This is a genomic window from Aminobacter sp. 01T433, from assembly GCF_056398585.1.
In genome coordinates this window covers 147,549-159,176 of record NZ_JBFTPR010000008.1, presented here as the reverse complement: position 1 = coordinate 159,176, position 11,628 = coordinate 147,549, and the positions used below count along the sequence as shown (strand labels likewise).

Sequence of the window (11,628 nt, the reverse complement as noted above, 5' to 3'; positions counted from 1 at the left end):
GCACCGGCTGCTCAGGCAGCCGCTATCGCCAGTGCATGGCCACGCGCGTTTTCGCGCAGTGCTTCGAGATGGATCGATTTCACCAATCCGGCCAGTTCGCCATGAGCCGACTGGCCGCCCAATTCCTTGAGCATCAACCAGCTGACTTCCTGGGCGCCGGCAATGCGGCGGCCATTGGCAACCTCGCGCCAGACCTTCAGCGCCCGCAGGATGATCGCATGTGTCGCCTCAGTCAGGCCAGCGGAGCGGAAAAGTGCGGTCAGCGCGACGTCCTGCCCTGCTGACAGCAGCGCCCTCACCCGTGGCTCGTCGCGGCCCGTCAGAACGACCATAGCGGCACCGAAGAAGTCGACCTTGCCGTGGGCAAGGATGCGGATGATGAAGCTCGCGGTCAGGTCGCCGCGCAAACGCAGATGTTCGACCAGCGCCATGTGCTCATCGGTGCGGGTGCCTTCGATGAGCGTCAGCGAAGCCTTGACGCAGGCGTCGCGTGTCACTTTTTCGGCGCGCGCAGCGCCCATCAAGGCCATGACGAAGGGCGAGGCCCTCAAGGCTTCGCCGAGCTTGACCAGAAGCAGGTGCCGGCAATCGGACGGCAGGCGCGGATCGGCGACCAGTGCCTCGCGTACCCGCGCATTATGGCCAAAACGTTCTGCGATCCGCCGGAAGCTCAGCGAGGCGATGTTGGCGCCATAATTTTGCAGCAGGACGACGCAAGCGTCAGCCTCGCCGACCTCGGCGATGGCCGCTGCAAGCGACATCGAAACAACGGCCCGGTCCGCGACAAGCTTTTGGATGGAGGTTGAGCCCGAAGCCACCCGGTCGATCAGATCGGCATCGGTCAGCAACGGCGAACGCGCAATGACCATGGCCGCGACGTCGGGCTGATCCGAGGCAAGCGCTGATATGATCTGAAGCGGCGCGTGCATGCTCATCGACAGCGCCTCGGCCAGCGCCTGGCGCACCTTCGACGACGGATCGTCGAGCAGCAACGTCAAGGCAGCTTCGGCGGCACAGCGGTCTTCGAAAGGCATCTCGCGGTTAACATAGGCGCTCGCCAAAGCTGCCGCGGCAGCGGCCCGTTCGCTCACCTTGGCCGTGTCGATCCATCGCAGAAAATGCGAGACAACCATTCGCTTTTTTCGCCCCCGGCAACCCATGCCAATCCCCAGAATCGACCCTAGGAAGAAAAGGTTTACGAACGGTTCACCATATCCGTTAACCCGCTTGCCGCTTGCGGTGGCAGCGCCTATCAAGCCCTGACAACTGGAGGAAATGCCGATGGCCGGACTATATCTCGAAGAATTCGTGGTTGGTCAGGTGATCCGGCATCAACTCACCAAGACCGTCACCGAGAGCGACAACATGATGTTCTCGACAATGACGCTGAATGCCCAGCCGCTGCACATAGATTTCGACTTCGCCGCCAAGAGCGAGTGGGGCAAGCCGCTGGTCAATTCGCTGTTCACGCTCGGCCTGATGATCGGCATTTCGGTGCACGACACGACGCTCGGCACGACGATCGGCAATCTCGGCATGACCGAAACCACCTTCCCGCATCCGGTCTTTCATGGCGACACCATCCGCGTCGAAACCGAGATCCTGTCGGTGCGCGAATCGAAATCGAAATCAGACCGCGGCATCGTCGAGTTCCTGCATCGCGCCTATAATCAGGATGGTGCGCTGGTCGCCAAATGCCAGCGCCAGGCCATGATGAAGAAGAAGGCAGCCTGAAGCGATGCGCTCCCTGCTGTTTGTTCCTGGCGATTCGGAAAAGAAGCTTGAGCGCGGGTTTTCGTCCGGCGCCGACGTGGTCATCGTCGACCTTGAGGATTCGGTTTCATCCGACAACAAGGCGCATGCGCGCGCCGTTGCTGCCGAATTCATCGCGAGCCAGCGCAGCGAAACGCGTGCTGCGATCTATGTTCGCATCAACGACCTTGCGACAGGACTTTCCGACGACGACCTCAAGGCGATCGTGCCGGTCGCGCCCGATGGCATCATGTTGCCCAAGTCGAACTCAGGCGCCGACGTCCAGCACCTCTCCGCCAAGCTGCGTGTGCACGAGGCCGAAAACGGCCTGCCGGACGGTGCGATCCGCATCATTCCGATCATCACGGAAACGGCCGCCGGCGTTCTGGCAACAGGGAGTTATGCTGGCGCAAGCGCCCGGGTGGCTGGCCTGACCTGGGGTGCCGAAGACCTGTCAGCTGCCATCGGCGCACGCACCACGCGCGACAGCGGTGGCCGCTACACCGACGTATTCAGACTGGCACGGGCAATGACTGTGCTGGGTGCAGCTGCGGCTGATGTCGCAGCGATCGACACCGTCTTTGTAAATTTCCGAGACGCCAAAGGTCTGCGTGATGAATGCCTGGACGCCGAGCGCGATGGTTTTACCGCCAAGATGGCGATCCATCCTGCTCAGGTCGCCGTCATCAACGAAGCCTTCACGCCGTCAGCTGAAGCCGTCGAACACGCAAACGCCGTGGTCGCGGCCTTTCGGGCGGCCGGTAATCCCGGCGTCGTTGGCATTGATGGCCAGATGTATGACCGCCCACATCTGCGCCGCGCCGAGCGCCTTTTGGCACGCGCAAGAGCGGCTGGTATCTAATCTTCCCAGCGCGGGCGGCGCATCGAAAACACCGCGTCAACGGTCGAATAGTCCATGTAGCCGAGGCGCGCGACATTGCCGGCCTTGACCGTGTCGAACAGCCCATCGGTCAGGAACGCCTCGTCGATATGGACACCGACGACCTCGCCAATGACCACGAAAACGCCGGCGTCATTGCCATCCAGTCCCTTTGGCCGAAAGATCTCGGTGACCTTGCATTCGAGTGCGGCGGGTGCCTCGGCAACGCGCGGCGGCGCGACCAGTAGCGATGGTGCGGGCGTCAAGCCGGCATATCCGAATTCGCTGACGCCACGCGGCGCATTGACCGCACTTCGGTTCATCTTCTCGGCCAGATCGCGGCCAACGAGATTGGCAACGAATTCCTTTGTCTCGGCCGCGAAGGTGGCGCTGTCTTTTGGTCCTTCCGACGAAAACCAGACCAGATGCGGATTGCTGGAGAACGCGTTGAAGAACGAATAGGGCGCGAGGTTGAGCGCCCCGTCCTTGCCGAGCGTCGAGATCCAGCCGATCGGCCTCGGCGAGACGATCGCCTTGAACGGGTCATGCGGCAGGCCGTGGCCTTTCGACGGCTCGTAGAACAATTGCCTATCCTTCCCAAGGACCCGCATAGTCGGAATAGAGCCCGGCTACATCAGGACGCGGCCGCTCGGGCGCTGGGCCATCATAGCTGCCAATATGGATGAAGCCTACGACGCGCTCGTGCGGAGCTAGGCCCAGCAGCGCACGCCCTTCCTCGTTGTCGGAGTACCAGTTGGTGATCCAGTTCGCGCCATAGCCCAGCGCATTGGCGGCGATGACGAGGTTCATGGCGGCGGCACCGCCCGACAGGAACATCTCCCATTGCGGGATCTTGGCATGCGGCTTGGGGCTCGACACGACGCCGATGACCAGCGGTGCGCGCGAGAAACGGGCAAGCTCCTGGTTACGGCGGCCTTCGGCAAGCGGACCTTCGCGGCGTTCGGCAAGCTCGGCCAGCTTCTTGCCAACCTCGATGCGCGCGTCGCCGCGATAGATGATGAAACGCCAAGGCTCCAGGCGACCATGATCGGGCACGCGGGTTGCGGCACGCAACATGGTCTCGATCTCGGTGTCCGAAGGTGCTGGCGCGCGCAGCTCAGGAATGGGGGCGGAGTTGCGGGTCAGCAAAAAATCGATGATCGGCGATGGCACGGCGCAGGCGCTCCTTGGGTTTTGGGCTGAAGCGCCGGCCCGAATAGGCGGCTGCTCTGGCAGCGGCGCATTGCGGTTGAGAATCCATCGCGCCGGAATAGCCTTGAAATTGCCACCGCCTTGCGCTTCAAACAAGGCATGTCCAGGGGATACTTCCGACTTTTCGTGCCGATTCTGGGTGCCGCACTGTTTACGGTGCAGCCTTCGGCTGGTTTCGCGCAGGACGGCGCGACCGCGCTCGAAGGATTGAGCCTGCCTGGCATATCGGGTTTTGCCTCGCCACGCGGCGACGAACCGCTGGCAACAAGCACACTCGGCGAAATTACGCTCACCGCGCAAATGACCGACAAAGGCAAGGACATCAGTCGCGGCCTGGTCTGGCGCGTGTTCCGCCCTGAGGCAGGCCCGGACGGCAAGCTGCCGCTGGTCGCTTCGGCCCAAGGCGGCACCAGCATGTTCCAGCTGCCGCCCGGCAGCTATCTCGTGCACGCCTCCTACGGCCGTGCGGGTGCCACCAAGCGCATCACCGTCGGCAAGCAAGGCAAGCGCGAAAGCCTGGTGCTCGACGCAGGAGGCCTCAAACTCGACGCGGTGCTGTCCGGCGGCGTGCGCATCCCACCGGCAAAACTGAAATTCTCAATCTACGAAGCCGACCCAGGCAGCGACGGCGAACGCGCGCTCATCATTCCCAACGTGGCGCCCAACTCGGTGGTTCGCCTCAACTCCGGCACCTACCACGTCGTTTCGACCTATGGCAGCGTCAACGCCGTCATCCGCTCCGACATCCGCGTCGAGGCAGGCAAACTCACTGAAGCAACGGTCGAACACCGCGCCGCCGATGTCACCTTCAAGCTGGTGCGCGAGGCCGGTGGCGAAGCCATCGCCGACACATCATGGTCGGTCCTGACGGAATCCGGCGACCCGCTGCGCGAAGCGGTCGGCGCCTTTGCCTCGATGGTGCTTTCGGAAGGCGACTACACGATCATCGCCAAGAACCGCGACCGCATCTACCAACGCGATTTCACCGTTGTTGCCGGCAGCAATCAGGATGTGGAAGTGGTCGCCTCGGAAGATGCCGCGATCGACCCCAACGAAGGCGCCGATTGATCTGGCCCGCGCGGGTTATTTCCAGCAGACAAAAAAGGGCGGCATCACTGCCGCCCTTTCTGCATCTCGTAGCTACTCAGCCTATGCGCGGCGGCGATCCGGTGCCGTCGCTTCATCGCGAAGCGATGCAACCGCCTCGTCAAGCGTCATCGAAACCTGATCGCGCGAGCCGAGACGGCGCACATTGACCGTTGCCTCTTCCGCCTCGCGCTTGCCGCAGACGAGAATGACCGGCACCTTGGCCAGCGAATGCTCGCGGACCTTGTAGTTGATCTTCTCATTGCGCAGATCGGCTTCGGCCGAAAGGCCGGCAGCCTTGAGCTTGGCCACCACAGAGCGGACATAATCGTCGGCGTCAGACGTGATCGTCGTCACCACCACCTGCTGCGGCGCAAACCATAGCGGGAAGTGGCCCGAATAGTTCTCGATCAGGATGCCGAGGAACCGTTCCATCGAACCGCAGATGGCGCGGTGGATCATGACAGGCTGCTTCTTCTCCGAATCCGAGCCGATATAGAACGCGCCGAAACGCTCTGGCAGATTGAAGTCGACCTGGGTTGTGCCGCACTGCCATTCGCGGCCGATGGCATCACGCAGCACATATTCGAACTTGGGACCGTAGAAAGCGCCCTCGCCCGGATTGATCGACGTCTTGATGCGATTGCCCGACTGCGCCTCGATGGTCTTGAGCACGTTGCCCATGATCTCTTCGGCGTGGTCCCATGCCTCGTCGGAGCCGACACGCTTGTCGGGCCGGGTCGACAGCTTGACCGAAATCTCGTCGAAGCCGAAGTCGGCATAGGTCGACAGGATCAGGTCGTTGATGCGCAGGCATTCTGCGGCTAGCTGCTCTTCGGTGCAGAAAATATGCGCGTCGTCCTGCGTGAAGCCGCGCACGCGCATCAGCCCGTGCAATGCGCCCGAAGGCTCATAGCGGTGCACATTGCCGAATTCGGCAAGTTTCACCGGCAGATCGCGATAGGACTTCAGCCCGTGCTTGAAGATCTGGACGTGGCCCGGGCAGTTCATCGGCTTGAGCGCGAAGACGCGTTCGTCGTCCGTATCGTCGCCGGCAACCGTCACCTTGAACATGGCATCGCGATACCAGCCCCAGTGACCCGAGGTCTCCCACAGCGACTTGTCGAGCACCTGCGGCGCGTTGACTTCCTGGTAGCCCTGCTGGTCGAGGCGGCGGCGCATGTAGCTGACGAGGTTCTGGAACATCTTCCAGCCCTTGGCGTGCCAGAAGACGACGCCCGGCCCCTCTTCCTGGAAATGGAACAGGTCCATCTCGCGGCCAAGGCGGCGATGGTCGCGCTTTTCGGCTTCTTCCAGCATGTGCAGATACTGGTCGAGCTGCGCCTGGTCGGCCCAGGCCGTACCGTAGATGCGGGTCAGCATCGGATTGTTGGAATCGCCGCGCCAATAGGCACCGGCAACCTTCATCAGCTTGAAGGCGCTGCCGATCTGGCCGGTCGAAGCCATGTGCGGGCCACGGCACAAGTCGAACCACTCGCCCTGCGCATAGATCTTGAGATCCTGGTCCTCGGGGATCGCATCGATCAGCTCGAGCTTGTAGGCCTCGCCCTTGTCGCGGAACACCTGCTTGGCCTTGTCACGCGACCAGACCTGCTTGGTGAACAGCTTGTTGCGGCCGATGATCTCGCGCATCTTCTTTTCGATCGCCGGGAAATCCTCGGGCGTAAAAGGCTCGTTGCGCGCGAAGTCGTAATAAAAGCCGTTGTCGATGACAGGACCGATGGTCACCTGGGTACCCGGCCACAGCTCTTGCACGGCTTCCGCCAGCACGTGAGCGGTATCGTGACGGATCAGCTCCAGAGCGCGCGGATCGTCGCGCGTGAGGATCTCGACCTTGCCCGACTTGCCGAGCGGGTCGGACAGATCGCGCACAGTGCCGTCGACGGCATAGGCGACCGCCTTCTTGGCAAGCGACTTCGAGATCGACTCGGCCAGGCCAGCACCGGTCAGCGCCGCGTCATATTCGCGGACGGAGCCATCTGGAAATGTCAGGGAAACGGAATTCGACAAAGTTCTTCTCCTATCCAGTCCCGCAAACGAGCGCGGGTGGTTAAAAACCGGATGCGTCCGGCAGCGAGAGGTCTTTTATGATCAGATCGCGCCGCCGTAAAGTCAGACGGCTACGCGATCTGACATTCGCTGCGGCGTGGATTTAGGTCGTTGTCCGGTGTCAGTTCTTCACCAGCGTCGGCAGCTGCTGCAGAAAATCGTCGCGTGCCTGAAGGCCCATGCGGGTCTTGGCCCGCTCGTTGCTGACCACCAGACGTACGAACACCAGTTTGCGGCCGTCCCGCTCGGCCCAGCCGATGAACCAGCCGAACGGCCGGTTCGCATCCACCTTGCCGGCCCTGTTGTTGAGCCAGCCGCTGCCGGTCTTGCCCTGCACGCGCCAGTCGCCGGCCTGGAATGCCGGCAGGATGGCATTGGTCATGTCGTAGGCCTTGGCCGACACCGGCAATTTGCGGCCAACGATGTCGCGCAGCAAACCGATCTGCTCAACCGGCGAAATCTTCAGCGACGAGCTCAACCAGGCATGGGTAAGGCCATCCTGCTTGCCGGCATTGCCTGAGATGTCCTTGTTGCCATAGCCGAATTTGTCGATGTAGGCGGCGAAACGCTTGTCGCCCAGGTGCCGGGTGATCTCCTGTGAGAACCAGACGACCGAATCCCTTTCCCAGATCGTCGGATCGACGGTCCTCTGGTCACGCTGCACCGCCTTGAACTCAGGCTTGTAGTCCCAGCTCGGCGTATGCGCATCGACAAGAACGCCCGAATCGTAGCCGACAAGCGCAAGCGGCAGCTTGAAGGTCGAGGCAGGGCTGACCCGCTGGTCGCAGATACCGCGCTGGTAGACCGTTTCGCCACTTGTGGCATCGACGATCAGATTGCATTCGAAGGCCTGGTTTGGCGTGGCCGACTTTGCCGAGGCAGGCATCGATGCCGCCAGCGACGCCGCGATGAACCCTATTGCAGCGAAGAACGGGAGGCGGAGATCGGCGTGACGCACGTGGAATTCCCTCTGGCGATTGGTGCAGAGGTCCTAGACCGTCGCCTTGTCTCGAATATGACTAAACTTGGATCGACTGACTTTGCCCTAACAAATCGTAAAGCAGTCAACCAACGAGCCGCAAACGCGCCGCCATCAGGGATGCATTTCGGGCGGCTTCTTGCTGATGAACCAGTAGCGCCAGGGCGTGAACCAGGCGTAGCGCCGGTCAAGCTTTTCCGGCACGCGGTCGATGCCGTGGGTGCCCCACGGGCCGCAGCGGACGACACGAAAGAGCCCCATCCAGCCGCCGGCCCACAGGCCGTGGCGAGCGATCGCCTCGTGGGCGTATTCCGAACAGGTCGGCATGTGCCGGCATGAATTTCCGATGAAACCCGAAAGCGTGAGCTGATACAGCCGCACCAAGGACGTGCCGAGCACACGGCCCGGCGTCTTGCGCCATGGCCCGGCCCAATTGCGGCCGCGCACGGCGATGCTGCGTGTGTGGTCGTGACCGTGGTCCATCGTCTCCGCCGATCGGAATTTCTTCATCATAGATGTCAATTCCGACATGCATACGCAATGTTCGGCCTCTAGGACCACGGCGCTGCGGCGCCATGTCACGCAAGCCAGCCAAGCTTCGCCCAGCGGTGGGGGCACCGCCGTTGCGGGGTGGCTAGCTGTTTCCGCTCGGCGCCGCAGCGCTTTGTGCTACGGGCGGAATAGTCGACCTGAAACGTCGCGATGCGGAACATCTCGGCGTAAGCGTTGAAGAGCGTTGGCATGGTCTGCCTCCTTGGATGGGAGGATTAGACCGCCTCTAGCCGACTGCTTCAAACGAGTATAACGTCCGCCTTGGATAACTTGAGATTATGCGAATGCACCGCGGACGGCTGCCGCTGACGGCATTGAGAAGTTTCGAGGCGGCCGGACGGAACCTGAGCTTCAGCCGTGCGGCCGAAGAGCTTTTTGTCACCCAGGCCGCCATCAGCCGCCAGATACGCGAGCTGGAAACCTTTCTGCGTCTGCCGCTGTTCGTTCGTTATCACCGCCGCGTCGAACTGACCGAACCAGGCCAGAAGCTGTTGCAGCAGCTGATCAAAAGCTTCGACGATATCGATCAGCGCCTGTCGGAATTGGCGGGCGCACGTACGCAATCGGTGGCCGGCGTCAGCGTCGAGCCTTCGCTGGCCGCCAGTTGGCTGGTGCCGCGCCTCAACCGGTTCCGAGAATTGCGGCCAGACATCGATGTCGTGCTCGATGTCGACCCGCGCCTGATCGACTTCCGCAGCGACCAGGCCGAGCTCGCCTTGCGCTTCAGCGCGCACAATACGTCGTGGCCGCGCAGTGAAGCGGAACTGTTGGGGCCGGTCGTCGACTCGCCCGTACTCTCGCCCGCCCTGCTCGCATCCGGCCCGGCTTTGGAAAGCCCTGGCGATCTGCGTCGCTATACACTGCTGCATGAAGAAAACCGCCAGGGATGGGCACGCTGGTTCGAGGCCGCAGGCGCCAGCGAAGCCCCTGTATCCGAGCGTGGGCCGCTGCTGGCAGACGCCGCTCTATCGAAACAGGCAGCAATGCTCGGCCACGGCGTAGCCCTTGGCGATCTGTTGCTGGTACGCGAGGAGCTTGCTGCGGGAACGCTGGTCAAGCCGTTCGAGACCAACGTGGTGTGCGGCGGCTACTGGCTGGTGGCAAAAAGCCTGAGCAAACTATCGGAGCCTGCACAAGCATTCGCCGATTGGATCAGGGCTGAGTTCGCCGAAAGTCTGCGCAATCTTGAAGATTGCTAAGCGGCAGCCTGCTTGCGCTCGATCTGGCCGATGGCATCAACGACAGCGTCGAAAGTCAGCATGGTCGACGCGTGGCGCGCCTTGTAGTCGCGTACCGGCTCCAGATATTTCAGGTCGGCGAAGCGTCCCTCGGGCGGCGTGCCACCCTCCTTGAGCATGCGCAGCATGGTGTCCCTCACCGCACGTAGTTCATCAGCGCTCGCGCCAACCACATGTTCGGCCATGATCGACGACGATGCCTGGCCCAGCGCGCAGGCCTTGACCACATGGCCGAAGTCGGTGACCACGCCGTCTTCCATCTTGAGATCGATGGTGACAGTCGACCCGCAAAGCTTGGAATGGGCAGTAGCGGTGGCATCAGGATTTTCGAGATGCCCGAGCCGGCCGATATTGCCGGCGAAACCGAGAATTTTCGTGTTGTAGATGTCGTCGATCAACTTTTTTCACTCTGAGTGCGTGTGGTGAACAACTCTTGTCGCTGACGCATCTTTCAATCGTCGTCTTCACCCATATATAATGGTTGCGCTCACCTCTCGACAAGGCTGCAGAAACAGCATCGGGAGGAAGGGCATGATGAGCAGCTTTGGGTACGGCACTATTCCGGTGGTTCCTAAAGTGGCTGTGTCCGTTCAACTCGTCCCTGCTTTGACAGGGACTACTGGAGACGCCTGAGATGGATGCCGTTGCCAAGAAGCTGATGCCGCAATCAGCCTATATGGATATGCCTGCAACCGACCGCCCGAGCGAGGCGGAGGTTGAAGCCGCCGTCAAAGTGCTCTTGCGCTGGACCGGCGACAATCCCGAACGTGAAGGCCTTATCGACACGCCCAAGCGCGTGACCAAGGCGTTCCGCGAGATGTTCAACGGCTATGACATGTGCCCAGCCGATGAGCTTGGCCGCACCTTCGAGGAAGTGGCTGGCTATGACGACCTCGTCATCGTCCGCGACATCAAGTTCCATTCGCATTGCGAGCACCATATGGTGCCAATCATCGGCAAGGCGCATGTCGGCTACCTGCCGGATGGCAAGGTTGTCGGCCTGTCCAAGATCGCCCGCGTCGTCGACATCTTCGCCCACCGCCTGCAGACGCAGGAAGCGATGACGGCACAGATTGCCGGTGTCATCCAGGACGTGCTAAATCCGCGCGGCGTCGCCGTGATGATCGAGGCCGAGCATATGTGCATGGCCATGCGCGGCATCCGCAAGCAGGGTTCGACAACCCTGACCTCCACCTTCACCGGCGTTTTCCGGGATACTCCCGAAGAACAGGTCCGGTTCGTGACCATGGTGCGAGCCGGCGGCGGGATCTGATCCCTCATCGCCGGTGCCCTCGACTTAGGACCCGGCGATGACCCTGCAGTTTCCCCAAGCTTCCAACGACAAAAGCCTGCTCGAAGAGGGCATGGCGTTCACGCCCCGCTTTGACTCCAACGGCCTTGTCACCGCTGTCGTCACCGACGTTGCCGATGGTACGCTGCTGATGGTCGCGCACATGAATGCCGAGGCGCTTGCGCTGACCATCGAGACCGGCATTGCCCACTACTGGTCGCGCTCGCGTGGCTCGTTGTGGAAGAAGGGCGAGACATCGGGCAATTTTCAACACGTCGCTGAGATCCGCACCGACTGCGACCAGGACGCGGTCTGGCTGCGCGTAAAAGTTACCGGCCACGATGCAACCTGTCATACCGGCAGGCGTTCCTGCTTTTATCGGACGGTGGGGCTAAAGGACGGCGTCGCGACCCTCAGCGCAGACGGCAGCCTTCCTCTGTTTGACGCAGATGAAATCTACCGCAAAGAATTGTGAACCCTGCTGACGCCGCTGCGACACTAAGATTCACGATTTCGATACGGCCTGGATGTAGTCTAGGTGGTGTGCATGCTCCGAAAGTTGGACTCG

The 11,628-nt window shown here is 61.7% G+C and carries 14 protein-coding genes; 6 read left to right on the top strand and 8 right to left on the bottom strand.

The window, feature by feature from the left end:
- Positions 1-11: 11 nt before the first annotated feature.
- Positions 12-1,133, bottom strand: a complete 1,122-nt coding sequence (locus AC1DLV_RS16425; RefSeq protein ID WP_476800888.1) for a DUF2336 domain-containing protein — start codon at positions 1,131-1,133, stop codon at positions 12-14.
- Between the two features lie 148 nt (positions 1,134-1,281).
- Between AC1DLV_RS16425 and AC1DLV_RS16420 the strand changes: the two genes are divergently transcribed.
- A complete protein-coding gene (locus AC1DLV_RS16420) occupies positions 1,282-1,734 on the top strand; it encodes a MaoC family dehydratase (protein ID WP_476800889.1) in 453 nt (150 codons plus the stop codon).
- 4 nt (positions 1,735-1,738) lie between these two features.
- On the top strand, positions 1,739-2,614 hold the full coding sequence (locus tag AC1DLV_RS16415; RefSeq protein ID WP_476800890.1) for an HpcH/HpaI aldolase/citrate lyase family protein: 876 nt from the start codon (positions 1,739-1,741) through the stop codon (positions 2,612-2,614).
- Here the strand turns inward: AC1DLV_RS16415 and AC1DLV_RS16410 are convergent.
- Together AC1DLV_RS16410 and AC1DLV_RS16405 are read right to left on the bottom strand one after the other, a co-directional pair.
- Positions 2,611-3,216, bottom strand: coding sequence for a flavin reductase family protein (locus tag AC1DLV_RS16410; protein WP_476800891.1), 606 nt, complete (start codon positions 3,214-3,216; stop codon positions 2,611-2,613). The genes AC1DLV_RS16415 and AC1DLV_RS16410 overlap by 4 nt on opposite strands.
- Before the next feature lie 4 nt (positions 3,217-3,220).
- The gene (locus AC1DLV_RS16405; protein WP_476800892.1) at positions 3,221-3,805 is read right to left on the bottom strand and encodes a nitroreductase family protein; all 585 of its coding nucleotides are present in this window, start codon (positions 3,803-3,805) and stop codon (positions 3,221-3,223) included.
- A gap of 138 nt (positions 3,806-3,943) precedes the next feature.
- Between AC1DLV_RS16405 and AC1DLV_RS16400 the strand changes: the two genes are divergently transcribed.
- Positions 3,944-4,912, top strand: a complete 969-nt coding sequence (locus AC1DLV_RS16400) for a hypothetical protein (protein ID WP_476800893.1) — start codon at positions 3,944-3,946, stop codon at positions 4,910-4,912.
- A gap of 81 nt (positions 4,913-4,993) precedes the next feature.
- Here the strand turns inward: AC1DLV_RS16400 and thrS are convergent, their stop codons facing one another.
- The 4 genes from thrS to AC1DLV_RS16380 form a co-directional block, all read right to left on the bottom strand.
- Positions 4,994-6,961 (bottom strand): threonine--tRNA ligase, encoded by a 1,968-nt coding sequence (gene thrS, locus AC1DLV_RS16395; RefSeq protein WP_476800894.1) that lies wholly within the window; start codon positions 6,959-6,961, stop codon positions 4,994-4,996.
- 160 nt (positions 6,962-7,121) lie between these two features.
- Positions 7,122-7,958, bottom strand: a complete 837-nt coding sequence (gene blaOXA / locus AC1DLV_RS16390; protein WP_476800895.1) for a class D beta-lactamase — start codon at positions 7,956-7,958, stop codon at positions 7,122-7,124.
- Between the two features lie 135 nt (positions 7,959-8,093).
- Positions 8,094-8,462 carry a membrane protein insertion efficiency factor YidD gene (gene yidD, locus AC1DLV_RS16385; protein WP_476801033.1) on the bottom strand — a complete coding sequence of 123 codons (369 nt, stop codon included), beginning with the start codon at positions 8,460-8,462 and terminating at the stop codon, positions 8,094-8,096.
- 95 nt (positions 8,463-8,557) lie between these two features.
- The gene (locus AC1DLV_RS16380; protein WP_476800896.1) at positions 8,558-8,722 is read right to left on the bottom strand and encodes a hypothetical protein; all 165 of its coding nucleotides are present in this window, start codon (positions 8,720-8,722) and stop codon (positions 8,558-8,560) included.
- 93 nt (positions 8,723-8,815) lie between these two features.
- Between AC1DLV_RS16380 and AC1DLV_RS16375 the strand changes: the two genes are divergently transcribed.
- Positions 8,816-9,730, top strand: a complete 915-nt coding sequence (locus AC1DLV_RS16375) for a LysR substrate-binding domain-containing protein (RefSeq protein WP_476800897.1) — start codon at positions 8,816-8,818, stop codon at positions 9,728-9,730.
- On the opposite strand, the gene AC1DLV_RS16370 is transcribed toward AC1DLV_RS16375, so the two are convergent.
- Entirely contained in the window at positions 9,727-10,167 is a 441-nt protein-coding gene (locus AC1DLV_RS16370) for an iron-sulfur cluster assembly scaffold protein (RefSeq protein ID WP_476800898.1), read from the bottom strand. The genes AC1DLV_RS16375 and AC1DLV_RS16370 overlap by 4 nt on opposite strands.
- 236 nt (positions 10,168-10,403) lie before the next feature.
- On the opposite strand from AC1DLV_RS16370, the gene folE reads away from it, so the two are divergent.
- Entirely contained in the window at positions 10,404-11,042 is a 639-nt protein-coding gene (gene folE, locus AC1DLV_RS16365) for a GTP cyclohydrolase I FolE (protein WP_476800899.1), read from the top strand.
- Between the two features lie 37 nt (positions 11,043-11,079).
- Complete coding sequence (gene hisI / locus AC1DLV_RS16360) at positions 11,080-11,535, top strand: phosphoribosyl-AMP cyclohydrolase (protein ID WP_476800900.1); 456 nt, start codon at positions 11,080-11,082, stop codon at positions 11,533-11,535.
- Positions 11,536-11,628: the final 93 nt, after the last annotated feature.